24 protein-coding genes are annotated in these 25,262 nt (G+C 34.8%); 11 read left to right on the top strand and 13 right to left on the bottom strand.

Features of this window, described 5'->3' with window-relative positions; genetic code table 11:
- Positions 1-42 precede the first annotated feature (42 nt).
- Both I6U49_RS00630 and I6U49_RS00635 read right to left on the bottom strand, forming a co-directional pair.
- Positions 43-522: an Lrp/AsnC family transcriptional regulator gene (locus tag I6U49_RS00630; protein ID WP_037314044.1), complete on the bottom strand. Its 480-nt coding sequence runs from the start codon at positions 520-522 to the stop codon at positions 43-45.
- 75 nt (positions 523-597) lie between these two features.
- Positions 598-1,761, bottom strand: coding sequence for a M14 family zinc carboxypeptidase (locus tag I6U49_RS00635; RefSeq protein WP_198627186.1), 1,164 nt, complete (start codon positions 1,759-1,761; stop codon positions 598-600).
- A 278-nt stretch (positions 1,762-2,039) separates the two neighbouring features.
- Here I6U49_RS00635 and I6U49_RS00640 point away from each other — a divergent pair, with 278 nt between their 5' ends.
- On the top strand, positions 2,040-2,450 hold the full coding sequence (locus I6U49_RS00640) for a helix-turn-helix domain-containing protein (RefSeq protein WP_198627187.1): 411 nt from the start codon (positions 2,040-2,042) through the stop codon (positions 2,448-2,450).
- 48 nt (positions 2,451-2,498) lie between these two features.
- A complete protein-coding gene (locus tag I6U49_RS00645) occupies positions 2,499-2,873 on the top strand; it encodes a DNA topoisomerase IV (protein WP_198627188.1) in 375 nt (124 codons plus the stop codon).
- Positions 2,874-2,982: 109 nt separating this feature from the next.
- Here the strand turns inward: I6U49_RS00645 and mscL are convergent, their stop codons facing one another.
- The 7 genes from mscL to I6U49_RS00680 all read right to left on the bottom strand — a co-directional run bounded on the left by mscL (position 2,983) and on the right by I6U49_RS00680 (position 14,371).
- Entirely contained in the window at positions 2,983-3,438 is a 456-nt protein-coding gene (mscL, locus tag I6U49_RS00650) for a large-conductance mechanosensitive channel protein MscL (RefSeq protein ID WP_193709583.1), read from the bottom strand.
- Positions 3,438-6,086: a DNA gyrase/topoisomerase IV subunit A gene (locus I6U49_RS00655; RefSeq protein WP_198627189.1), complete on the bottom strand. Its 2,649-nt coding sequence runs from the start codon at positions 6,084-6,086 to the stop codon at positions 3,438-3,440. Before I6U49_RS00655 ends, mscL begins: the two co-directional genes overlap by 1 nt.
- Complete coding sequence (locus tag I6U49_RS00660) at positions 6,086-6,568, bottom strand: hypothetical protein (protein ID WP_198627190.1); 483 nt, start codon at positions 6,566-6,568, stop codon at positions 6,086-6,088. Before I6U49_RS00660 ends, I6U49_RS00655 begins: the two co-directional genes overlap by 1 nt.
- Positions 6,565-8,427: a DNA topoisomerase IV subunit B gene (locus tag I6U49_RS00665; protein WP_193709586.1), complete on the bottom strand. Its 1,863-nt coding sequence runs from the start codon at positions 8,425-8,427 to the stop codon at positions 6,565-6,567. Before I6U49_RS00665 ends, I6U49_RS00660 begins: the two co-directional genes overlap by 4 nt.
- A 118-nt stretch (positions 8,428-8,545) precedes the next feature.
- Positions 8,546-8,974 (bottom strand): response regulator, encoded by a 429-nt coding sequence (locus I6U49_RS00670; protein ID WP_198627191.1) that lies wholly within the window; start codon positions 8,972-8,974, stop codon positions 8,546-8,548.
- 103 nt (positions 8,975-9,077) lie between these two features.
- Positions 9,078-13,412, bottom strand: coding sequence for a PAS domain-containing protein (locus tag I6U49_RS00675; protein ID WP_198627192.1), 4,335 nt, complete (start codon positions 13,410-13,412; stop codon positions 9,078-9,080).
- 608 nt (positions 13,413-14,020) lie between these two features.
- Entirely contained in the window at positions 14,021-14,371 is a 351-nt protein-coding gene (locus I6U49_RS00680) for a 4Fe-4S dicluster domain-containing protein (RefSeq protein ID WP_193709589.1), read from the bottom strand.
- 135 nt (positions 14,372-14,506) lie between these two features.
- Here I6U49_RS00680 and I6U49_RS00685 point away from each other — a divergent pair, with 135 nt between their 5' ends.
- The 8 genes from I6U49_RS00685 (at position 14,507) to I6U49_RS00720 (ending at position 22,128) form a co-directional block, all read left to right on the top strand.
- A complete protein-coding gene (locus tag I6U49_RS00685) occupies positions 14,507-15,556 on the top strand; it encodes an acyl-CoA reductase (RefSeq protein WP_198627331.1) in 1,050 nt (349 codons plus the stop codon).
- A gap of 87 nt (positions 15,557-15,643) precedes the next feature.
- The gene (serC, locus tag I6U49_RS00690; protein ID WP_198627193.1) at positions 15,644-16,708 is read left to right on the top strand and encodes a 3-phosphoserine/phosphohydroxythreonine transaminase; all 1,065 of its coding nucleotides are present in this window, start codon (positions 15,644-15,646) and stop codon (positions 16,706-16,708) included.
- Positions 16,709-16,863: 155 nt separating this feature from the next.
- Positions 16,864-17,817, top strand: a complete 954-nt coding sequence (locus I6U49_RS00695; RefSeq protein WP_198627332.1) for a D-2-hydroxyacid dehydrogenase — start codon at positions 16,864-16,866, stop codon at positions 17,815-17,817.
- A gap of 69 nt (positions 17,818-17,886) precedes the next feature.
- Complete coding sequence (locus tag I6U49_RS00700) at positions 17,887-18,504, top strand: DUF937 domain-containing protein (protein ID WP_198627194.1); 618 nt, start codon at positions 17,887-17,889, stop codon at positions 18,502-18,504.
- A gap of 170 nt (positions 18,505-18,674) precedes the next feature.
- On the top strand, positions 18,675-19,094 hold the full coding sequence (locus I6U49_RS00705) for a DUF6146 family protein (protein ID WP_198627195.1): 420 nt from the start codon (positions 18,675-18,677) through the stop codon (positions 19,092-19,094).
- 44 nt (positions 19,095-19,138) lie between these two features.
- The gene (locus I6U49_RS00710) at positions 19,139-19,444 is read left to right on the top strand and encodes a DUF6787 family protein (protein WP_198627196.1); all 306 of its coding nucleotides are present in this window, start codon (positions 19,139-19,141) and stop codon (positions 19,442-19,444) included.
- Positions 19,445-19,447: 3 nt separating this feature from the next.
- On the top strand, positions 19,448-19,765 hold the full coding sequence (locus I6U49_RS00715) for a hypothetical protein (RefSeq protein ID WP_198627197.1): 318 nt from the start codon (positions 19,448-19,450) through the stop codon (positions 19,763-19,765).
- A 47-nt stretch (positions 19,766-19,812) separates the two neighbouring features.
- Positions 19,813-22,128, top strand: coding sequence for a TonB-dependent receptor (locus I6U49_RS00720; protein ID WP_198627198.1), 2,316 nt, complete (start codon positions 19,813-19,815; stop codon positions 22,126-22,128).
- A gap of 105 nt (positions 22,129-22,233) precedes the next feature.
- Here the strand turns inward: I6U49_RS00720 and I6U49_RS00725 are convergent, their stop codons facing one another.
- The 4 genes from I6U49_RS00725 to msrA form a co-directional block, all read right to left on the bottom strand.
- Positions 22,234-22,473: a hypothetical protein gene (locus I6U49_RS00725; protein WP_198627199.1), complete on the bottom strand. Its 240-nt coding sequence runs from the start codon at positions 22,471-22,473 to the stop codon at positions 22,234-22,236.
- A 179-nt stretch (positions 22,474-22,652) separates the two neighbouring features.
- Complete coding sequence (locus I6U49_RS00730) at positions 22,653-22,958, bottom strand: hypothetical protein (RefSeq protein ID WP_198627200.1); 306 nt, start codon at positions 22,956-22,958, stop codon at positions 22,653-22,655.
- Positions 22,959-23,003: 45 nt separating this feature from the next.
- Positions 23,004-23,600 carry a GTP cyclohydrolase I FolE gene (gene folE, locus I6U49_RS00735; protein ID WP_193709598.1) on the bottom strand — a complete coding sequence of 199 codons (597 nt, stop codon included), beginning with the start codon at positions 23,598-23,600 and terminating at the stop codon, positions 23,004-23,006.
- Positions 23,601-23,605: 5 nt separating this feature from the next.
- A complete protein-coding gene (gene msrA, locus I6U49_RS00740; RefSeq protein ID WP_198627201.1) occupies positions 23,606-24,148 on the bottom strand; it encodes a peptide-methionine (S)-S-oxide reductase MsrA in 543 nt (180 codons plus the stop codon).
- 434 nt (positions 24,149-24,582) lie between these two features.
- On the opposite strand from msrA, the gene I6U49_RS00745 reads away from it, so the two are divergent.
- Complete coding sequence (locus I6U49_RS00745; protein ID WP_198627333.1) at positions 24,583-25,257, top strand: ABC transporter ATP-binding protein; 675 nt, start codon at positions 24,583-24,585, stop codon at positions 25,255-25,257.
- Positions 25,258-25,262: the final 5 nt, after the last annotated feature.

Raw genomic sequence — 25,262 nt, forward strand, 5'->3', positions numbered from 1 at the left:
AAACAAGTAGCCTAAAGGGTTTTATATTAAGTTTAGGGCTACTTACATATCCTGAAAAATAGAATGCATTAAACGTTTTTTATCGTTTAAGCTTTCCTCTAAAGAAATCATTGTTTCTGTTCTGTAAACACCCTCAATATCATCTAATTGGAAAATAACTTCCTTAGCATGTTGGGTGTTACGAGCTCTAATTTTACAGAATACGTTAAATTTGCCTGTAGTGACGTGGGCTACGGTAACAAAAGGAATTTCATTAATACGTTCTAGCACAAACTTAGTTTGTGAAGTATTCTTTAGGAATACGCCAACGTAGGCTATAAAGGCATAACCCAGTTTTTTATAATCAAGGGTAAGAGAAGAACCCTTTATAATTCCTGCTTCTTCCATTTTTTTCACCCTTACGTGTACGGTTCCGGCCGATATTAAAAGCTTCTTAGCAATATCGGTAAATGGGGTCCTTGTGTTCTCAATTAACATATCGAGAATCTGATGATCTGTTTCGTCTAATTTAAACTTGGCCATTTTTTAAACTTCTTTGTTTATATGAAATTCAAAATTAATACAAAATCCTTGAATTATTACTAAAGTTTTTGAGAATTATCCACATTTAAGAGCCAATTCTACCCCATTTAAGACTATTTTATTAACTATAACGTTTTCGGTGAGTTTAGATTTATTGTTAATCGCAACTTTTTTCTTTTCACAATGAACTTCTTTGTGCGCAAATTTTTCTATTTTATAAGCAATTTTTTCAATTTCAGGCACAAAAATCAACTTCCCGTCCGTTAATTGCTCTTTGTACTGAATCGCAATGTCCACTATCCCATTTTCTGTATTGGCTTCTCTCAAAATAATATCGTTGAATAGTTTTTCATTCTCCGGTATTTCCTGGTATTTACAATAGTCTATATTTTCAAAACTAGCATCGCTTATTGATTTTAAAACTGAAATTAGTGCCAAAAACACATATTTTCGAGTTTCTTCCCGCTCATAATCATTCGGAAAGTGACCGGCCTCAAAAAGTATAGTGGGTGTTTGAGTACTCTGAAAAGTATCTCCCGTACAATTTATGTTAAAAGCATCATCATACCTTCCTATTCTACTTGGCAGTAACTCAGAAAGATCTTCCGCTATTTTAGCGATTAGCTGCATACTTTTAACTCGAGATGAATAAATTTGCCTGTCTTTATCCATTGAAGGCGTTAAAAAGGATAAAACAGCAGGGTTGGGTTTATTTCCAGCACTAAATATAGTTCGCTGATCGTGTAGATTAAGACAAAAATCTGGTTTGAATTTTTCAAAAACCTGTTTAAGTACTTTACTTTCCGGCTCACTCAAATTTTGAGCGTCCCTATTAAGATCTATTTTATTTGCATTAACGCGGGTATAAGCTTCAGCACCATCAGGATTTAACATAGGGAGAATACATAGACTACAATTATGTAAAATTTCCCGCACAAAAGCTTTGTCTTTACACATACCTATATATTTAAGGAGGTCAAAAACAGCCTTAGTGGTTGTAGCTTCATTTCCGTGCATTTGTGACCAGGCCATAATTTTTATGGGTCCACTACCAAATTGAATACTATAAATAGGCTTACCCAAAACCGATGCCCCAATTTCCTTTAAAGCAAATTCTTCCCCTAAATCATACAGTAAAATTTCTATATCAGATAAACATATATGCCTACCAAAGAGCTCCTTGTTTTTAAATGCATTATAATTATTAAAGAGGTCTATAATAAATCTTGATTTTTCCATGTTTACAAAAGTAAACAAACCAAAATTCACAATTGTAAACAGCTGAAATTACTTTTGTAAGTTACAAGTGTAAACACCAGTTCAGGCCTACAAACCAGAGCTATGGAATAAATCCAAGATAGATTATATTAACATTTATAATATTGTTTTTTAGTGTTTTACACATTATTATTTAAAACAAAGATTTAATACTAATCTACTGGTTGCATTTGTAATTTGGTTGCTAAAATCAGTTTGATTACATTTGTAAACCATAACTAAACCTAATGTAATTTACAATGGTAAACACAGAAGACTTCTCCAGGAGGCTGCATAAAATACTCGAATATTACGAGCTATCTGCTGCCGGTTTTGCCGACAAAATAGAAGTTGGTCGCTCCTCTATTTCGCATATTTTATCTGGCAGAAATAAACCGAGTTTAGACTTTGTAATGAAGGTTATTAAATCCTTTCCAGAGGTAGAATTATATTGGCTTTTAAATGGAAAAGGAAGCTTCCCTCCCAATAATGAATATTTAGCTTCAACTGAAGCAAAAGAGCAAGTAAATGCAAACGCAACTTTACCCGAACAAAAAATTCAGGAGAAAAACGAAGCTCCATTCACTTTAGCGCAGCAAGGCAAAAATAAACCTATTCGAAAAATTGTTATTTTTTATGAAGATGGGAGCTTTGAAGCCTTTGAAAATTGATAATTCAAGTAAAATAAGCTTATTTTGCATTACAAAGAAATTGCAATAATGAAAAAGCTCTTACCTCTATTAAGTTTTATTTTTGTTTTCACAGGCTGTTTTGAACCGGAAAGAAATTGTGCCGATTACAGAACCGGTACTTTTGAATTTAAAACCTATTTAAATGGTGATTTAGTTACTTCCACTTTTATTAGAAACGATTCTATTGAAATCGATAAATTTCAGGGCAAATCTGACACCTCATCGGTAAGATGGATAAACGATTGCGAGTATATACTTAAGAACCTCAACCCTGAGAGTATGGCCGAGGAAAAACCTATTCATATAAAGATACTAACCACTAATAAAGATGGCTATATCTTTGAGTATGGTATTGTTGGTAAGGATAAAAAGCAACGAGGCTCTGTAGAACGAGTTAAATAAATTAACTCATTTTCCCAAAGAGGCATTCAGTGGAATTACTTTTTTGGATTTTGAGAGCAATCCCCGAGGTCCCGATAACTATCGGGATGAACCCTAACTATGGAGTGGACTACTCTTTTTTCGAAAAATTCTTTTTAAGCAATTGATTTTGCTCTTCCATTAACTGGTTCATCTTCGCTAAAAGCTCAATATCTTTTGGGGTGACTTCTCGTTTATCTTTAGGATTTTCGGCTTTGGCCCTAAACCTATTCATAAATTTAATTACAAGGAATATTGTAAAACCAATAATAAGAAAGTCCAGAAAAGCTTCAATTAAAGCTCCATAACCTATTGCAACTTCCTCTATAGCCGATACACCTTCTGCTTCTGGAGTGCCAGGTCGCAGCACCCATTTTTTATCGGCGAAATCTATTCCATTGGTTAAAAGACTTAGAGGCGGCATCACCACCTCTTTTACCAGGGTATTTACAACAGAATTAAAGGCAGTACCTATTATGATACCTACTGCCATATCTACCATATTTCCTTTTATGGCAAACTCTTTAAATTCTTTTATTATACCCATTATTCGTCAAATAAGGTCCCCTGGCTTTCAGAAGACTCCCCTTTGTTTTCCTTTTTTCTAATATTGTTAATTTTTATTTTTTCGTCTGAAACGGCTTCATCATCAATTACCTCAATCTCTTCCGCCGGGGTTTCTTCTTCCTCTTCATAAGGTAAAGGATCTAATGGATTTATCTGTTTTACTTTTTCCGTAGTTAACTGGTTTCCAAGAGCCTTAATCCCTTTTATTGAAATAAACTCTTCAATGTTAATTTCTTCGTTAGGACGCTGATCTTTGCCTCGTTGTTTGGCAAATACAATCTCTGCCTGGGGATAAAAATCAGTAGAAACCAATTCCAAATAAGAGTTTTCATGATCACTAATAAACTTCTCTTCCTTCTCCGGATTTTCAATTAAAAAACGTTTTACATAAAAACGTTCTTTTTCCGGTTCCCAGTAAATTGCCGAAATAGGTTTTTTAGGCATCCATTTTTCTAAAACTACCATTTCTTCATCAAAACGAGTGGTAAGTTCAGGAGTTATAGTTTTTGCAGTACCATCCTGGGTAATGATTAAAATTCTATCTTCTCCTCTAAATTCTCCCAAAAGCTCACCCCGTTCATCTACGTTTAACCTTTTTACCGTTTCATCAAACCAAATTTTTCTGGGTTTTAGGGTAGACACCCCTTCTTCTTTAAGTTCTATACGTTTTACTGCATATTTGGTAACAATGTTTCCTTTTACGTTTCTGCCTTTAATAAGCATATCGGCAAAGTCTACATCAAATTTCAACTTTTTTATGCTGCCCACCTGTCTTAAAAAGATCGTAACTACTTCGGCCTCACCGTTAGGGTTTGCTGTAAAATAATGAACTTTTGAGTCCTTTTTTCCCTGAGTTAAATCATATTCCCTATCTCTGGTTACTGAAGTTACCGCAAAACGTTTAATGTAAGATGCACCACCTTTACCATCACGGTAAATCATATTATAAATGGTACGCTTATCTTTTTTCTTAAAAATGGCGACATGAATAATATCTTTTCCTATAAAAGTTTTGGTATCCACCTTAGTGACCATCATCTTACCATCGGCAGTAAAACAAATAATATCATCTATATCACTACAGTCGGTTACATATTCGTCTTTTTTAAGCGCAGTACCAATAAAACCTTCTTTACGGTTTACATAAAGTTTAGAGTTTCTAATCACCACCTTAGTGGCTTCAATATCATCAAAAATACGAAGCTCGGTTTTTCTGTCTTTTTCCTGTCCGTAATCTTTTTTAAGTTTGGTAAAATAGGCTACGGCATAATCTACTAGATTATCCAAATGATGTTTCACCCTGGCAATCTCATTTTCCAGTGCCTCTATTTTTTGCTGTGCCTTATCTAAATCGAATTTTGAAATTCGTTTAATTCTAATCTCGGTAAGCTTAGTAATATCTTCCCTGGTTACGGCACGTTTTAAATGTTTTATATGTGGTTTTAATCCTTCGTCTATCGCGTTAATAACTCCATCCCAGGTTTCCTCTTCTTCAATTTCCCTATAGATACGTTTTTCGATAAATATTCGTTCTAAAGATGAAAAGTGCCATTGCTCTTCCAGTTCTTCGAGAGTGATCTCTAACTCCTTTTTTAACAGGTGAAGGGTATGATCTGTAGAGCTTCTCAATATTTCTGAAACGCCAAGGAAAATTGGTTTGTTATCTATAATTACACAACCAAGTGGCGCAACCGAGTTTTCACAATACGTAAATGCGTAAAGAGCATCTATAGTTTTATCTGGAGAGATATTGTTTGGTAAATGGATAAGGATCTCTACTTCTGCAGCAGTATTATCTTCAATCTTCTTGATCTTAATTTTACCTTTATCGTTTGCCTTTAAAATAGAATCTATAAGACTTGTGGTAGTGGTTCCAAAGGGAATTTCAGTAATAGCCAGGGTATTTTTATCATACTGGCTAATTTTAGCCCTAATTCTAACCCGGCCACCGCGTTTTCCATCATTATAATTAGAGATATCGGCAATACCACCGGTTGGAAAATCTGGGAATAAAGTAAATTTTTTACCCTTTAAATGCTTTATAGAAGCATCTATAAGTTCATTAAAATTATGCGGAAGTATACGCGTGCTTAAACCAACTGCAATTCCTTCGGCTCCCTGTGCCAGTAACATAGGAAACTTTACCGGTAAATTAACCGGCTCTTTCTTTCTACCGTCATAAGAAAGTTGCCACTCGGTTAGCTTCGGGTTAAATAGCACTTCCAGGGCAAATTTAGATAATCTAGCCTCGATATATCGAGGTGCTGCAGATCGGTCTCCGGTTAAAATATTACCCCAGTTCCCCTGCGTATCTATAAGAATATCCTTCTGGCCCATTTGCACCATGGCATCACCAATACTGGCATCACCGTGTGGGTGGTATTGCATGGTATGCCCAACAATATTGGCCACTTTGTTATAACGCCCATCGTCCAAATCTTTCATGGAGTGCATGATACGGCGTTGCACTGGTTTAAAACCGTCTTCCATTGCGGGCACTGCACGTTCCAGAATCACATAAGAAGCATAATCAAGAAACCAGTCTTTATACATCCCGGTAACTTTTATAAGTTCTTCTTTTGGTTGCTCTAAATGTTCGTCTTTAGCTTCTCCCTGGTTGTCTTCCATTAAGCTGTAGTTTTTTGATTTTCCACTATTTTCTGCATTGAAGCTACCATGCCTCGCTTCTTCTTTTTAGTAAGAAAAGTAGTGTTAAAAGTATATTTCTTGTAACCGCGTCTTCTACGCGAACTTATATATATTGTAACTGCGGAATAAAAAAAGTAATCGCTAAACCTAAATTTCCCTAATTTTCTTTTTGGAAATTCTGCTTTCTTTACTCGATATTCCATAAATTTTGAAAAGAAAACCCCATTATTCTTTAGGTTAAGCGTCTCCCCATCACTGTCAAATTCAAAACTCTGACCTACCTTATGCACATAGAAACCAAGTATGAGTACTACAATATTGGGTACATAATGACTAAACTTAACCGGCTCGTCGGTACCCATTAGCTCTATATTTACAAAAATATTGGTCACGAACACCGCCACCAAAACAATGTAAATAGAGGGAATTATTTTTACTTCGTTTCTATTGGTTAACCTCATAGGCCTAACTCTTCAATAAGATCAAGTTCAACTTTAAGGTTGTCTATAATAAACTCCTGCCTGTCGGGTGTGTTTTTTCCCATATAGAAATTAAGCATTTCGTCTATAGACTTTTCTTTATCTAACATCACAGGGTCTAAACGAATATCTTCTCCAATAAAATGCTGGAATTCATCGGGAGAAATTTCACCCAAACCTTTAAATCGGGTTATTTCCACTTTTCCGCTTAACTTATCTACCGCATTTCTCCTTTCGGTTTCACTATAGCAATAAATAGTTTCTTTTTTATTTCGCACCCTAAATAGCGGTGTTTGCAAAATATATAGATGGTTTTCTTTAATTAACTCAGGAAAAAATTGAAGGAAAAAAGTAATAAGCAATAATCTAATATGCATACCATCTACATCGGCATCAGTAGCTATCACTATATTGTTATACCTAAGATCTTCCAGGGATTCTTCAATATTTAGTGCGGCCTGTAGTAAATTAAACTCTTCATTCTCATAAACAATTTTTTTACTTAGTCCATAGCTATTTAAAGGTTTCCCTTTTAAACTGAAAACAGCCTGAGTATTTACATCGCGGGATTTGGTAATAGAACCACTGGCCGAATCTCCCTCGGTAATAAACAAGGTAGTTTCTAAATAGCGTTCTTTTTTACTATCTCCAAGATGAATGCGGCAGTCACGTAATTTTTTATTGTGTAAGCTGGCTTTTTTCGCTCTGTCTTTTGCTAATTTTCTAATTCCCGAAAGGTCTTTACGCTCTCTTTCGGCCTGTAAAATTTTTCGCTGAAGCCTATCTGCAGTCTCCTGATTTTTATGTAGGTAGTTGTCGAGCTGTGTTTTTATAAAATCGTTAATATAGGTACGTACAGTGGGCATATCTCCGCCCATATCTGTAGAACCTAATTTTGTTTTAGTCTGACTTTCAAAAACAGGCTCCATTACTTTAATGCTTATCGCCGCAACTATAGATTTTCTAATATCGCTTGCATCGTAATTTTTACCAAAGAATTCACGTACAGTTCTCACAATAGCCTCCCTAAAAGCTGCCAAATGTGTCCCTCCCTGAGAGGTATTTTGTCCATTTACAAAAGAATGGTATTCTTCGCTATATTGAGCCTTACTGTGTGTAATGGCAACTTCGATATCATCGCCTCGTAAATGAACAATTTCATATAAGCGTTCATCTTCATGGATACTGTCCTTTAAGAGGTCTTTAAGTCCGTTTTCTGAATAAAACTTTTCACCATTAAAAATTATGCTTAGCCCGGGGTTCAGGTACACATAATTCTTAAGCATCTTTTCTATATATTCATTTCGGAATTTAAAGTTTTTAAAAATAGTCTCATCTGGCACAAAAGTTACCTTAGTTCCTCTACGGCGAGAAGTCTCATCAAGATGTTCTTCATCTTTTAATTCTCCTTGTTCAAACTCGGCTGCCCGAGATTGACCATTTCTGGAAGATTCTACCCTAAAATAAGATGAAAGTGCATTTACGGCTTTTGTACCAACACCATTTAAACCTACAGATTTTTTAAAGGCACGGGAATCATATTTACCTCCCGTATTCATTTTTGAAACAACATCAACCACCTTCCCTAGCGGGATACCACGACCATAGTCCCTAACAATAACACGCTGATTTTGAACTGAGATCTCTATGGTTTTTCCAGATCCCATTACAAATTCATCTATACTATTATCCAGCACCTCCTTCAAGAGAATATAAATTCCATCGTCTGCACTGGAACCGTCCCCCAGCTTACCAATGTACATTCCGGGACGCATTCTAATATGTTCTTTCCAGTCTAAAGACCGTATATTATCTTCAGTATACTTTGTTTCCTGGCTCATAAGTAATTCATGGAGTTGTGCTGCTAATATAAGGCATAGCCCAAAAAGTTAAAACAAACCCGGGCTATTTTAATTAACAAAGATTTAAAATTAATGTTAACTATAATTTAAGTGATAACTATTTTGAAGGAAGTTTTACCAAATTAACCCAAAACTCTTCAATTTTTGCGACGGCTTTTATAAAATCATCTACTTCTAAGGGTTTTGTTATATAGCAATTTGCATAATTTCGGTATGAGTTATCTATATCTTCTTTTGATGAAGAAGTGGTAAGCATAATCACCGGAATTTTACGGAAATCTTTATGCTGCTTTATATATTTTAAAAGTTCATGTCCATTCATTTTTGGCAGATTTACATCTAACAAAATTAAATCGGGCGCAATAGCTTTCACGTATTTCCCTCCTTTGTTCAAAAAGTCTTTAGCCTCTTTTCCATCTCTAACCACACTTAATTTATTCAGAATTTTTCCCTCCTCCAATGCTTCAGAGGTTAAGAGTACATCCCCTTCATTATCTTCAACTAAAAGAATGTGGATAGGTTCCATAATTTTTTAGACTTTTGTGTTATATGGTAAAGATATTAATAATTATCGCTAAATAAAATCAATGTAATTTTACAGAAAAACACACAAAAACATTGAATTAACGTTAATTTTCAATAAAATTCTTCGATATAGTAAAATAAAACACACTACCCGTTCCTTCTTCTGATTCCAACCATATTTTACCACCAAGATTTTCTATGATTTTTTTGGTTACCGCTAATCCCATTCCTGTACCGGAATATTCTTCGCGATGATGCAAGCGTTGAAAAATAACAAAAATACGCTCAAAATATGCTGCATCTATGCCAATACCATTATCTTTTATACTAAATTCCCAATAATCTTTAGTTTCCTTAAATTTTATGCTTACCTCGGCTGCTATTCCTTCCTTGCTATATTTAATCGCGTTGCCAATTAGGTTCTGAAACACTTGTCTAACCGGACTTTTAGGTGCTTTGATTAAAGGTAGATTAGCGTTTATGATCTTTACCTTTTTATCCAGAATTTTTTTTCTATATAAATGCTTTACATCATCAATTATCTCATTTATATCAATTACCTCTAATTTATCTTCGGTTCTACCAACCCTTGAAAACTCAAGAAGATCCAGGATAATTTGGCGCATGCGCTTTGCTCCATCTACGGCAAAATCTATATAAAGCAATCCTTTTTGATCTAACACTTCAGCGTATTTCTTTTCTAATTGCGTAAGAAATCCGGTTATCATGCGCAAAGGCTCCTGAAGGTCATGAGAAGCTACGTAAGCAAATTGTTCTAGTTCTGCATTCGAAACAGCCAATTCTTTAGCTCTCTTCTTTAAATCTGAATTTAACTTTTCAAGAGATATTTCATATTGCTTTTTACGGGTAATATCTTGCATTGCCCCTACCATTCTAATTGCTTCCCCGTTATTTCTAACCACAAATCCCCTATCAAAAACATCTAAATACTGTCCGCTAATATTCTTGTACCTGTATTCTTCTTCCCACAGTTCACTATCATCATTTATAGCATTTTTAAGGCTTATATCAACTCTATCACGATCATCGGGATGAATATTTTCATACCAAACACTTAAATTAGGTGGTAATTTTTTAAGGCTATGTCCAAATAATTTTTCAAAACCCGCACCCCAAATTACACTTTCATCTATTAAGTTGTAGTCCCAAATGGCATCAGATGTTGCCCTGGTAACATAATGGTACCTTTCGTTAGCTGCTTCCAGCTCCTTTTCGTAAACCCTTAATTTTGTAAGATCCCTAAGTACCCCAATCATTCTTTTAGCCTCCCCCGATTCATCCCTAATGATATAGCCATTTTCAATGATATCAAGAAAATTACCCGCTGAAGTCTGAAAACGATATTCTGCATACCACTTATTTGTATTCTTATTTTTGAGGGTGATCTCTAAGCCCCTGGTTATTTCATCTACGTCTTCAGGGTGTATTGATGATAGCCATTTACTAAAAGGAAACTTTTCTTCCTGTTTTTGAAATTTGAACATCTTATAAAACCCATCACCCCATTGTATATCATCTGTTGGGATGTCCCAATCATACATCGCATCTTCGGTGGCCTTATTAACAAACTCATACAATTGATTGCTGCGTTTCAAAGCAATTTCATTAAGTTGAAACTCTATAATTAATTGTAATAAACCTATAGAGCGACTAATCTTTCTTTCTTCCTGAATTTTATTAGGCTCAGGGTCATGTTTGTAAAAAACAGCCAAAACCGCCATGGTGTTTCCCATTATATCAACCAGGGGATAGGACCAACAAGAATCGATTTTATTTTCTTTTGCCAAGGTTTTTAGGTTAGAATCTACTGCATTATCAATTTTTGAAATTAGTGATTTCCCATTCTCACCTAAAGCACATATTTCTGTACTATCGTTTATTTCACGCCCATTTAATGCTTTACTTAGTTTAGAAGGTATAGCTCCTGAAGCCCAATTAAATAGTTTATTCTTTTCAACTTTTTGTATTACGAAATAAGTATTGGAGTTTATTTTTTCCAGGTTTTCTAAATAAAAATTAAGAATTTTAGTTAAGCGAAAAGCGTTGTTAAAATTCATTTCCAAAACCTCACGTTCCAGGTTCTCCTGTTCACGAAATTGTTTCTTTTCGGTAACGTCCCTGGCATTAGAAACTATACCTTTAACAGAAGAGTCCTCTAATAAGTTTGTCAGGGTGGTTTCCAACCATAACCAGGTATTATTTTTATGCCTAATCCTAAAGGGCTTAATCGACACTCTCTTTTGGAAAAGCACCTCATTATATTTTGCTTTTACCCGGTCCACATCGGCAGGATGAATTAAATCGAAAGCATTTTTATTCTTGATTTCTTCTGAATTATATCCCAGAACATGGGTTGACGTTGGACTTACATAGTGATACCCTCCATCCTTATCTAATACAGCTATCAGATCACTGCCATCCTGAACAAGACTTTTAAAACGTTTTTCACTTAAATGAAGCTTCTCTTCTATTTGTTTTCTTTGAGATATATCTGTCAATATTCCTCTTAACCATCTTACTTTCCCATTTTCCTTGACTACCGATACCATATCGCTCAACCATAGATAAGTGCCATCTTTTTTGAGCATTCGATATTCAAAACTATGATTTTGGCCTTTTTTTGTTTGATTAAGACAAAATTGAACCGCTTCCTGCCTGTCTTTCGGATGAATATGATCCTGCCAAAAAGAAGCATCATGATACCACTCTTCCGGTTCATAGCCTAAGATATCGGTAACCTGATGACTAACAAAAGTAAACTCAAAGGTTTCAGCATCCATTTCCCAAAAAACACCTTGAATACTTTGAATTAAGCTACGGTATTTTTCTTTGGTTTTATTAAGCTCAAGCTCAGTTTTGTATTTTTCAGAAACATCTATTCCAATGCATTGGATCTCGGTAGGATGACCTTCTGAATTTGTTAAGCTTACAAAATCCCAAAGTGTTGTTCGTATGCTACCGTCTTTTCGCGCTTTTTCTAACTTTATTTGAAATATTTGGTTTGGATTTTCTTTACACTTACTTACAGTTTTTTTTAGTTTTTCATGATCTTTCTTTATAACTGTTGTTAAGCAACTTTTACCGAGTAAATCACCTCCTTCTGCGATCCAATTAAAATCTTCCTCAAATTTTTTATTATAATAAGTATAATTCCCTTCAATATCGGTTCTAATCACATAGTTGGTTTGTGATTCTAATAAATTTCGCTGTCTGGATTCGTTTAATTGAAGTATATCATAAGCTAATTTCTCTTGCGTAACATCCATAATTATAGCATCCCAAATTACACTACCATCAGAAAACTTATTAGGAGAACCAACACTTCTGTTCCACCTAATACCTTTTTTAGGATGCTTTATACGCCACTCGTGAGACCATAAATTTAAATTTTTAGATGAATTTTCAAAGCTTCGTCTAATTTCATCCATATCCTCTTCATGAACCAGCTTCCATACTTTATCATTATCCCTAACTGCATCTTTTGATGAAATTCCCCAAAGATCTATAGCACCTTCGCTTACATATATTAGCTCATCTTCCCCATTAGGTTTTAGCTTATACCTAAAAACAACGCCAGGGATATTATTGTTTATATTTTTAAGTCTTGTTTCTGCCTGTTTACGTGAAGTAATGTCTTGTGTAGCCCCATATATCCGAACACATTTACCTTCTTTAAATTCTGGTTTACCTGTAGCCCTTATCCATTTATCATTCTTTTTTGCGGTAGTAATTTCTAATTCAAGATCGAACTCCTCCCCTGTTTCTACTGCCTTCCTTACAGCGCTCCTTATATTAGTTTGATCTCTTTTAGTTTTATAAAAATCTATAGCAACCTCCAATTTTGGCTTGAAATTTTCGGGCACCTCATGAATCTGTTTTACCATACTGGACCAGTATACCGTCTGACTTTCCAGGTTAAATACCCAACTACCTATTTGGGCAACTTCCTGGGTCTCTTCTAATAACCTTTCATTATCCTGAAGTTTTTTTAATGAGGTCTGCTCTTTTTTCCTGGCTAGAACCAGTTCAGTGATATCTCTAAATCTCTGTAAAATTAATATCACCCCATGCTTATCTTTAATAGGAATATTATCTACTTCCAAAACTTTAGTCTTTAAACTACCGGTTTCAGTATCACGAGATTTATACTCCAGTTCCAAAATCTGATCTGCCTCTACCGACTCCAAAACTTTGGCCAAAGATTTTTTAAGTATGTCAAAACCCTTCTGCCCAAGGCTTAGTTTTTCAAAAAACTCAAACAAATCGTTCCCTAAAATTTTATGTTTTGCTATTTCAGTTTTTTCCTCAAAAGACCGATTTGCTTCCAATATTTTAAACTCTCCATTATGTGGTTGCAACAATAGACAGCTATCTGGAAAAGAATGAAATATCTCCTTTAATTGACTGGGGTTCATCATTATAAATAGAGTTATGGGGCTTAATATTTAAATGAAGTTTATTTCTTGTTTAAATTACTTAAAATCTACGAAAAAACTCATCTACTTAAGGAAAAAGAAACGGTTTATATTCGGTTATTCACTTTACTTAATAAAAGAAATTTATCCTATTAGTCATCGAGACTCCAGGGTTGCCTCAAAATGAAAAAATATTGCCATTTAATATCTCGTTCAATTGCCGTAAGGTAATTTACTTATAAAAATAGTTCACTTTAATTTATTAGTCTAAGCCACTGAGCAATTAAATTACCTCGGGTTTTACACCCTTTGCAGGTCCCAATAAAGATTTTCTAGCACTAAAAAAAATTAGGTATTAAACAAAAAAGATCCTGCTTTATTAAAACAGGATCTTTTTTAAAATTGTATCTAATTAATCTGTACGGAGGTTTTCCCGTCAGAAAATAATTAAACTACCTCAGGCCAAGCCCAGGAGGCATTTGTTAGAAACAAACTTTAATTTCCAGGCAAGCCTTGGGGTAATATCATCTTTGGCAGTGCCAATAAAAAAATTATCGAATTTCAAGACAAGCAATAGTAGTTAAGTCTCTACTTTTCGGCAAATAAGTTTATTACTCTTCGTGCATAAACTTTTGTTTCCCAAGTAATTCTTCTTCACTCTCTACATGTTCATCATCGGGAACACAGCAATCTACCGGACAAACCGCTGCACACTGTGGTTCTTCGTGAAAACCTTTACACTCTGTACATTTATCGGGTACGATATAATAAATCTCATCGCTAATAGGTTCTTGAGCCTCATTAGCATCAGCTTCCTTTCCATTAGGTAATACTATATTTCCTTCTAAATCGGTGCCATCGGCATAACGCCAATCGTCTGCACCTTCATAAATAGCCGTATTGGGGCATTCGGGCTCGCAGGCTCCGCAATTTATGCATTCATCTGTTATAACAATTGCCATAGCTTTATTTCTTTCTAAATTATTAAACGTAAAACTTATGTGGTATTTCCCAGGTATTTTTAGGAGTTTGCCTGCTTAAGTTTTAATTTCGCGTTACAAATTTAAAGCCATTGGCTATCATAACCAAATATGGAAATGACAATCGAAGAAAGAAAATCATATTTTGTTGAAGTAGGAAAATTCTTGAGCCTATTTGGAGACAATTCTAGTGATTCAATAAAAATCACACCACAAAACGAAAGATTTTTTAATGAATTAAATGATAAAATAGATCAGGCTATTCATTATAATGGTTGGTTTACCCGTGAAAATGTGGTTTTTTCACTTCAACAGTGGAGCAAGGCCTTAACCCCAAATAATTTAGAAACCTGGCTAAAACCTTATACGTTTAATCAAGAAAAACAAAAAACCGTAGCCATTGTAATGGCAGGAAACATCCCTTTGGTTGGATTCCACGACTTTATCTCGGTTTTAATTTCAGGACATAATGTACTGGTGAAACAGTCTTCAAACGACAAGCAATTATTACCGGTTATTGCCAGTTTTTTAATAGATATCGCTCCCGAATTTAAAAACAGAATAAAATTTACTGAAGACAAGCTAGGCAGTTTTGATGCCGTTATCGCTACCGGTAGTGATAATACGGCACGTTATTTTGAATATTACTTTAAAGGAAAGCCTAGTATTATTAGAAAAAACCGGAACTCGGTTGCCATACTTACCGGTAAAGAAAGTACAACTGAGCTGGAGGCCCTGGGAGAAGATATTTTCAGGTATTTTGGATTAGGTTGCAGAAATGTATCGAAATTATATGTCCCTGAAAATTACAATTTTGATGACTTTTTTAAAGCAATTTATTCCTGGAAAAATTTACTCAACTCAGCAAAATACACCAATAATTACGATTATAACAAAGCGGTGTATTTAATGAGTGAATTTAAACTTTTAGAGAATGGTTTTCTTATTTTAAAAGAAGATGAAGGCTTTGGCTCCCCCATCGCAACCTTGTTTTATGAAAAATACCAAAATAAAGCCCAGCTTCAAAAAAACCTCAAAGAGCATCAGGACAAACTACAATGTGTTGTTGGTAATGAAACCGAAGTAGGTTTTGGACAAACCCAACACCCCAGGTTATGGGAATACGCCGATGGAGTAGATACTTTACAATTTTTAGAAAAAATTTAAGTTAGGAAAGCTGAAACTTTAGATTTAAAGTAATCAAATAAATTCAAGATAAATCTCAATAGATTAACCCTCTTTTTTAAACCAACTATGAAAAAACATAATTATAGCGCCGGTCCTTGTATATTGCCGCAAGAAGTTTTTAAAGAAGCCGCCAATGGTATTTTAGATTATCAGGGATCTGGCTTATCTATTATGGAAATTTCCCATAGAAGCCCTGCCTTTGTAGAAGTTATAGAAGAGGCTCGAAGCCTATCTTTGGAACTTTTAAGACTTAAAGATAAGGGATATAAAGCGCTATTCTTGCAGGGCGGTGCAAGTATGCAATTTTTAATGACTGCTTATAACCTATTAAATAAGAAAGCAGCCTATTTAAATACGGGTACCTGGTCTTCTAAAGCTATAAAAGAAGCTAAGCTGTTTGGTGAAGTAATTGAAGTTGCTTCTTCAAAAGATAAAAACTTCAACTACATCCCTAAAGATTATAAAGTTACAGCAGGAGTAGATTATTTTCATTGCACCAGCAATAACACCATATTTGGCACCCAAATAAAAAACTTTCCTCAAGTTGATGCGCCACTGGTTTGCGATATGAGTAGCGATATATTTTCCAGGGAATTAGACTTTACAAAATTTGATCTTATCTATGCAGGGGCCCAAAAAAATATGGGACCGGCGGGAACTACCCTGGTAATAATCAAAGAAGATATTTTAGGAAAAGTAGAGCGTGAAATTCCATCTATGCTAAATTATAAGGTGCATTTGGAGAAAGACAGTATGTTTAACACCCCGGCTGTATATGCCATTTATGTTTCTCTTCTAACCCTTCGATGGATTAAAAAGAACGGCGGAATTGCAGCTATGGAAAAAAGAAATGCTGAAAAAGCCGAGCTTTTATATAAAGAGATAGATCGTAATCCTTTGTTTAAAGGTTTTGCTGAAATAGAAGATCGCTCTATAATGAATGCTACTTTTAATCTTACAGACGAAAGTAAAAAAGAGGCTTTCGATAAACTTTGGAAAGAAGCTGGTATTAATGGACTTAATGGACATAGAAGCGTAGGTGGTTACCGTGCCTCTATGTACAATGCACTGGATATAGAAAGTGTAGAAGTACTTGTTAATACCATGAAAAAACTAGAAGAACAATCTTAAAAACCATTTTATTAGGCCAATATACTATTGACTAATATAATTTTATACAGGATAAATAAGCATAAACCTGTCTCATATTCCCGTGCAAGGGATTAAACTATAAACCTATGAAGCCTGAAGATTTTTTTAAACAGCCCGCAACTAAAACTGAAAATATAAAAATACTTGCAAACGACGGACTTTCCGAAGAAGGTGTTACACAACTTGAAAATGCAGGTTTTATAGTAATAGCTGTTAAGGTAGCCCAGGAACAATTAGCTGAATATATCAATTCAAAAAAAATACAGGTTTTATTGGTTAGAAGCGCAACTACCGTAGATAAAGAGCTCATAAATGCCTGTAAGAATTTAAAATTAATAGGTAGAGCTGGTGTTGGCCTGGATAATATAGCCGTTGAATATGCCGAGAGCAAAGGAATTAAAGTTATAAACACTCCCCTTGCAGCTTCAGATTCTGTGGCCGAATTGGTCTTTGCTCATCTTTTTAGCGGAGTTAGGAGCTTATTTGATTCTAATAGGAATATGCCTCTGGAAGGAGAATCGCGATTCAGAGAACTAAAAAAATCTTATTCAGCAGGAATTGAGCTAAGAGGAAAGACCCTTGGAATTATAGGTTTCGGCAAAATTGGACGTAAAGTGGCTAAAATAGCTTTAGGCCTTGGAATGAAGGTTATTGCTAGCGATAAAGAAGAGGGAGAAGTAAATATTACTTTAGAATTTTACAATCACCAAAATATAGCTATCCCAATTAAAACAGAACCTGTTGAAGAACTAATAAAACATTCAGATTTTATAACATTACATGTACCGGCCCAAACGGAACCACTAATAGGTAGTAAAGAGTTTGAAGCCATGAAACCCGGCGTAGGTATTATTAATACAGCACGTGGCGGAGTAATTGATGAAGTTGCACTTTTAGATGCTATAGAAGATGGAAAAGTTGCCTTTGCAGGACTGGATACTTTTGAGGCTGAGCCAAGACCGGCGATCAAGCTCTTAATGAACGAAAAACTTTCTTTAAGCCCACATATAGGAGCCTCTACCCTCGAAGCGCAACATCGTATAGGTATAGAGCTGGCCCAACAAATAATTTCGTATTTCAAAAAATAGAATATAGTAAAGCTTTAACGTATAAAATTATTTAAAAACCGTAAATTCAATTAATTAAAGACAAAATATATGGCTTCTATATTAGATTTATTAAAGACACAAGTTGGCGAACAGTTGGTAAATAAGGCCAGTGAAAAAACTTCTGAAGATAAAGAAAAGGTAAGTACAGCACTTGGAATGGCTTTGCCATTAATTATCGGTGCAATGAAGCGAAACACAAGGGATCCCGAAGCTACCAAAAATTTGGATAAGGCACTGCAAAGTGAAAAGCATAACGGAGATGTTTTAAACAATCTGGAAAATAGGGAAGCTGAAGAACTCAGCCAGGAAGGCAGTAGCATTTTAAGTCATGTTTTAGGTGCTAAGCAAAATGGAATAAGCAAAACCTTAGCCGCCAGCTTAAATATGGACGAAAGTTCGGTTAAAAATATTCTTGAAATGGCAGCACCGGTTATTATGGGGCTTTTAGGTCAGCAGAAACGAAAAGATAATGTAAGTGCATCAGGTCTATCTGGTTTATTAGATTCGGTGTTGGGTTCTAACTCTTCACACGACCAATCACTCCTGGAAACTTTATTAGATTCCGATGGAGACGGTAGTGTTATAGATGATGTAGCAGGAATGGTATTAGGCAGTAAAAATAAAAAAGGCGGAAGCTTACTTGGCGGTATGTTCGGCGGCAAATAAAGGAAAGCACCTGTAAGCATGTATAAGATTTTTTACATAGGTCTTTTAAATTAACCCCATTGAAACAAGCATAAAAATTATCGTTTATTAAGATTTACAGATTCTAATCGGAATATATTTGAGGCAATTATAAAGTTTATCAAGCCTACAAATTGAATTAAAAAACAAAAATGAAAAACTTCATTTACATATTATTATTAGGTTTATTTTTATACAGTTGTGGAAGTACCAAAAATAGAAAGTTGGGCGATTCCCAAATCAATGAAGATACCGTACGTATTGCAAACGATAGTTTAGAATATGAAATTATTATTATTGAGCCCGGTTTTAATTTATTTATAAATTCCGTTGCCAAACCAGAGGGCTATTACTCCCAACAGTATTTGGAAAATAAAAATCAATTATTAGTTTCAGAATACAACCAACGGGTTAGACAACCTCAAATTTATAATCCAGACCTATATCTTCAGGAAATAAACTACGATCCTTCAATAGATTATGGTTACGAAGTTAATTATTTACTCTACAATTATTTCGTATACTTTAGTCGACATTACAATCAAAGGTTCTCAGTACCTACGCGCATTTAACAATGTTTATTTTAATTCTTCGAAGCTTTTAGTATTTTTGCCATATGAATAAATTAAAAAAGCGTTGGGGTATAGATTCTAACTGGCAAATATTTATAATTATTATAGTATTTGCGATCACAGGATCTGTATCGGCTAAATTAGCCGAGCCCCTTTGTAATTTTTTAGGTATTTATCAAACTACTTCTCACTGGGCTGTTTATTGGAGTGTTAGAATTTTACTCATTTTCCCTATCTATCAGGTATTATTGGTTAGTTTTGGTTGGATCTTTGGCCAGTTTACATTCTTTTGGGCTTTTCAAAAGAAGATGTTAAGCAGGTTAGGTCTCTCAAAATTGTTTCAACAGTAAGATTTGAAATTATTTAAACACATATTTGTTTGCCTAATTGCGGCGATGCTATTAATGCCTTCGGCTTTAAGTTTTTCGCATATTTTTAGTGGCCACGGTCATGAATTATGCGATAATTATGCCGATGAACATTTTCATGCAACCAGTATTGATTGTGAGCTACACTCATTCAATAACAATCCGGCTCTCATTGCAAGCTTCATTAATTTTGAAACCTTCGATGAGAAGCATGTAAAAAAACAATTTTTCGACTTTTACCAATTTTTAAGTGATTATCAAAGGCTTCCGTTTGAGCTTCGCGGCCCGCCTATGCCTGCCTAACATTTCGTTTTTTATTTGTTAGAAGTATAATTATTTAAAGATTTTATATGAAAAGTTTACTTTTCTCATTGCTATTCATAGCAGTGACCCCTATTATATATGCCCAAAATACTTTTTCGGGCAAAATTATCAATACTGCAACCGGAGAACTTATATTTAGTGCCAACATTTACTTTCCTGAACTCAATAAAGGCGATATGAGTGATATGGACGGAAATTTTAGTATCGCTAATATTCCCAATGGAACATATAAAGTATTGGTTTCATCTATAGGATTTGCGACCTATTCTAAAGAATTGAATTTTCCTAAAACTTCTAATTTAAATATCGCACTGGAAAAATCGGCTATAGAAATGGAAGAAGTGATCGTGTCTACTCCTTTTCATCAATTACAAAGTGAAAATGTAATGCGGGTAGAACGAGAAAATATAGCAGACTTAAATCAAAAAGGCGCCGTTACCTTAAGTGATGGAATTGCTCAGATAGCCGGGGTAGAAAGCTTAACTACGGGCGTGGGTATTGGAAAACCGGTAATAAGGGGCTTAAGCTCTAATCGCGTTTTGGTATATACCCAGGGAGTGAGGTTAGAAAACCAGCAATATGGAGACGAGCACGGACTAGGAATAAGCTCTAAAGGAATTGAAAGTGTTGAGGTTATAAAAGGTCCTGCTTCCCTACTCTATGGCAGCGATGCCATTGGCGGGGTCCTTTACTTAAACCCTGAACGTTATGCCGCTGCAAACAAAACCAACGCCGAAGCAGATGTCAACTATTTTAGCAATACACAAGGCTACCAGGGAAGTTTAATGGCAAAAACTTCGGGAGAAAAGTTAAAGTTTCTTGCGCGTGGAGGTTACGCTACTCATAGCGATTATAAAACGGGAAATGGCAAAAGAGTTACCAATACCCGTTTTAATGAAACCGATTTTAAAGCGGGGATTGGCTATCAGGATGCTAAATTTAAAACCGATTTAAGGTATAACTTTAATAAATCTAAAATTGGAATACCCGAAGAAATTGGTGCACAATCTACAGCTAAAGACCCTCTCCTTCCTTATCAGGAAATAGATAACCATATTGTAAGTTTAGACAATAAAATTTATTTTAAAAATTCAAGTCTGGATATTAAAGTAGGTTATCAATATAATAACAGAAAAGAATTTGAAGAGCATCACCATGAAGAAGAGCACGGCACGGAAGAAGGTGAAGAACATGCTCTCGAGGAGGAAGGTGAAGATCACCCTGCTTTAGAAATGCATTTGGAAACTTTAAACTATAACCTTAAATATAATCTACCAAGAACCGGTAAGTTTGAAACAATTATAGGAGTTCAGGGAATGTACCAAACCAATACCAATTATGGAGAAGAACTTTTAATTCCTGACGCCACCACAACAGATTTTGGCGTATTTGCCACTACCCATTTGCATTTTGAAAAATGGGATTTTCAGGGCGGAATTAGGTATGATTTGAGAAATATTGATAGTAAAGCAGTAGAAGCTCATGAAGAAGCACATATGGAAGAAGAGCACGAAGAGGAACACGAGCACGAAAGTGGTGAAATTGCAGCCTTAAATAATTCATATAAAAGTATTAATGGTGCTTTAGGGGCAAAATATAATATTACAAGTAAACTTAGCGCCCGTTTAAATTTGGCTACCGGGTTTCGCGCTCCAAACCTATCTGAATTGACTTCTAATGGTTCTCACCACGGCACCAATAGATATGAGGTTGGGGATAATGCCCTGGAAAACGAACAAAATTTTCAGTTGGACCTTTCTTTAGAATGGCGAAATAAGCATTTTGAAGCTTTTGTTAATGGCTTCCACAACACTATTAAAGACTATATTTATCTACAGCCTACCGGAGAATTAATAGACGAAAACCCTGTTTTTCAATACACACAAAACAATGCTGAATTATACGGAGGCGAAATAGGGCTTCATATTCATCCGCATCCACTAGACTGGTTACACCTGGAAAGTAGTTTTGAAACTGTTACCGGTAAAAGAAGCAATGGAGAATACCTACCTTTAATTCCTGCAAATTCTATTACAAATACTTTTAGGGTAGAGTTTGAAGACCCGGTAAAAAAAGTATACAGTAAATATGCGTTTGTACGTTTAAAAAATGTTTTTGATCAAAATAATGTTAGTGCCTTCGAAACCCAAACCGGAGGCTATGGCCTGCTAGGAGCCGGATTTGGAGGAGAGTTCTCCGCTAACTCTACCAAAATAAGAGTTGGAGTTAGTGCAAATAACATTTTAAATAAAAATTATATTTCGCATCTATCCCGTTTAAAACCAGACCGTATATCAAATATTGGAAGAAATATTTCAGTTTCGGTTAACTGGATGCTCTAAGTTTCGAGTTCAAGAATTTTTATAAATTGAAAATATTTGAATTGAAACAAAAAAAGCCTTACAATTTTAAAATTGCAAGGCTTTTTTTAATCTTTTAAATCTTCTTTATACCACGATTTTCTTTTTTCCTTCTATTTCGGGGTTATTATTTTCTATATCATCTATATGGGTTAAATTCTTTTTATGATCTTTTTTAAAGTAGCTGTAAGCAGCAACGCCCGCACCGGCAGCTAGCGCACCAACGGCAAGAACACCGGCAGGTTTCCTGAGAATTGTTTTTCCTGCTTTATAAATAACGGCTCTCTTAAGCCACACTATCCCCTTTTCAATTACCTGATTATTCATAATTTTGTTTTATTACTTAGTATTGATTTACATTTTCAATATCGTAGTAATCACTTGATAATAAAGTTAAAAAGTTTTCAAATAACACAGTTTTAACTTCTTTAGGCCAGTAAGTATTGATAATTAGAAATAAAAAAAGAGGCCAATATTAGCCTCTTTTATAATACGTTAAAAGCATCTTAATAGCTCTCTACTTCTATAGTTCTAGGTTGCGAGTGTCTATTCTTTTTCCAAACAAATGTGTAAAAATACATAAGGGTAAATGTTGGTATAATATCGGTTCCTGGAAGAATTTCTTCTAAAAAAACCAATACCGAAGCTACTTTTCCTTTTTTACCGGGGTACATATCTCCCATTTTCTTTGCAGCATATGGAGCCCATACTAAATCCAGAAACGGCCCAATTAAGGGAATTGCCACAGTAATCATCCCTATCGCGTCATACGCAAGGCTTTTTACAAATAATTTATCTTTTAATAATTTCATTTTAAATGCTTTTTAAGTTAATAAAGCAAATAAAGTGCCAATTCTCTATTTTAAATCTGAGCTAATGAGTTTTAAAAATTCATTTCTGGTTTCTATTTTTTCAAATTGCCCTCTGAAGCCAGATGTTGTTGTAGCACTATTTTGTTTTTGTACGCCACGCATCATCATACACATGTGTACTGCCTCTATAACCACAGCCACTCCTTTTGGTTTCATTGTTTTATTTATACACTCCAAAATATCGTGGGTTAAGCGTTCCTGCACCTGTAACCTTCTTGCAAAAACATCTACCACCCTTGGTAACTTACTTAAACCTACAATATGGCCGTTAGGGATATAAGCTATGTGGGCTTTTCCAAAAAACGGTAGCATATGGTGTTCACACATAGAGTACAACTCAATATCTTTTACCACTACCATTTCATCATAACTCTCCTTGAACATGGCTTTTTTTAAGATGGCTTCAGCATCCATTTTATAACCCTGGGTTAAAAATTGCATGGCTTTGGCCGCTCTTTCTGGTGTTTTTTCAATTCCCTCGCGCTTTACATCCTCTCCAATACCTTCAAGGATATTTTTGTAATTTTCCTGAAGGCCACCGGTAACTTCAATATTATATTCTTCTTTAAATTTATAAGCCATTTTTATTATTTCAATTTGTCTGAAAAGACTTCGGTTAGTTTTTTTATTTTAGGGTCTATTATATATTGGCAATAGGGTTGATCTCTGTGTTCATTATAGAAATTCTGATGCTCTTTTTCGGCGATATAAAACTCTTTTGCCGAGGTAACCTCTGTAACAATCTTATTTGTAAAAACCTCTTTTTTGTCAAGTTCAGCAATTATGGATTCAGCTTGCTCTTTTTGTGATTCTGAATGATAAAACACAGCACTTCTGTATTGCGTGCCTACATCATTTTGCTGCCGATTAAGCGTGGTAGGATCATGTGTTGCAAAAAAAACATATAACAATTCCTGAAAACTTATTTCCTGTGGGTTAAACTTAATTTGAATTGCTTCGGCATGACCGGTCCTGCCAGTTATTATTTCGCGATAAGCAGGATTTTTAATATTTCCACCTGTAAAACCTGAAACTACTTCCACTACTCCATTTAAACGTTGAAATACAGCTTCGGTACACCAAAAACAACCTCCTGCTAAAGTTGCTACTTCTAAATTTCCTGAATTCATAGCTTAATTTTGTTTAGCAAATCTAAATAATTAATAAACAGAAATAGTAGATTTAACTTGATTTTAATTTAATGGTATTAGTGCTTACAAATAAGCATCTTAACTTAATTCATTTAAAATCATCTTTAATACCTAAAATGATCAATCTACTTGAATTCATCAAAATTATACTATCTGCCTTTCATAGAAAAACAGATGACTTGAAATTAAATAATTGAAAGTTTAGCATGGAAACTCCATTCTAAAAAGATCACACGAAAAAAATAGCAATATCAAAACATATTCTATTCTTAGCTTGGGCATTCTGCTTAATTTGGCTAATTTTCACCAATTCTAAAACAAACGTAAATAAGATAATAAAGATAGTAGTCTTAGCGTTATTTTGATTTCTTAAAGCCCGGCAGGGGCTTTTAATTTTGATATTAAGCCAACAAATGATTATAGCCAGGAATATTCATAAGTATTACGGAGACCTTCACGTATTAAAAGGTCTTGATCTCCATATTAAGAAAAGTGAAATTGTCTCCATAGTAGGAGCTTCCGGAGCCGGTAAAACAACTTTACTTCAAATTTTAGGAACCTTAGATAAACCAGAGAAAAATAAAGCCTCTTCTCTTAAAATTAACGATACCAATATTTATCAACTTTCTTCAAAGGAATTATCTAAATTTAGAAATAAGAATATTGGTTTTATTTTTCAATTTCATCAACTACTGCCTGAGTTTACTGCACTGGAAAATATTTGTATCCCGGCTTATATTCACAATACACCAAAGAAAATTGCCGAAGAACGTGCAATGGAGCTTTTAGGCTTCCTGGGACTTAAAAACAGAGCTAATCATAAACCGGGAGAGCTTAGTGGTGGTGAACAGCAGCGTATTGCGGTAGCCCGTGCACTTATTAATAATCCTTCAGTTATTTTCGCCGATGAACCATCGGGAAATTTAGATACAGAATCTGCCGAAAACCTTCATCAGCTTTTTTTTAAACTAAGGGATGAGTTTGAGCAAACTTTTGTAATCGTAACTCATAACGAGGAGCTTGCGGATATGGCCGATAGAAAAATCACCATGCAGGACGGGAAAATTATTGATAAAAAAGAAATTTAATAGAC

The organism is Salegentibacter maritimus (genome assembly GCF_016236915.1).
GTDB lineage: Bacteria > Bacteroidota > Bacteroidia > Flavobacteriales > Flavobacteriaceae > Salegentibacter > Salegentibacter maritimus.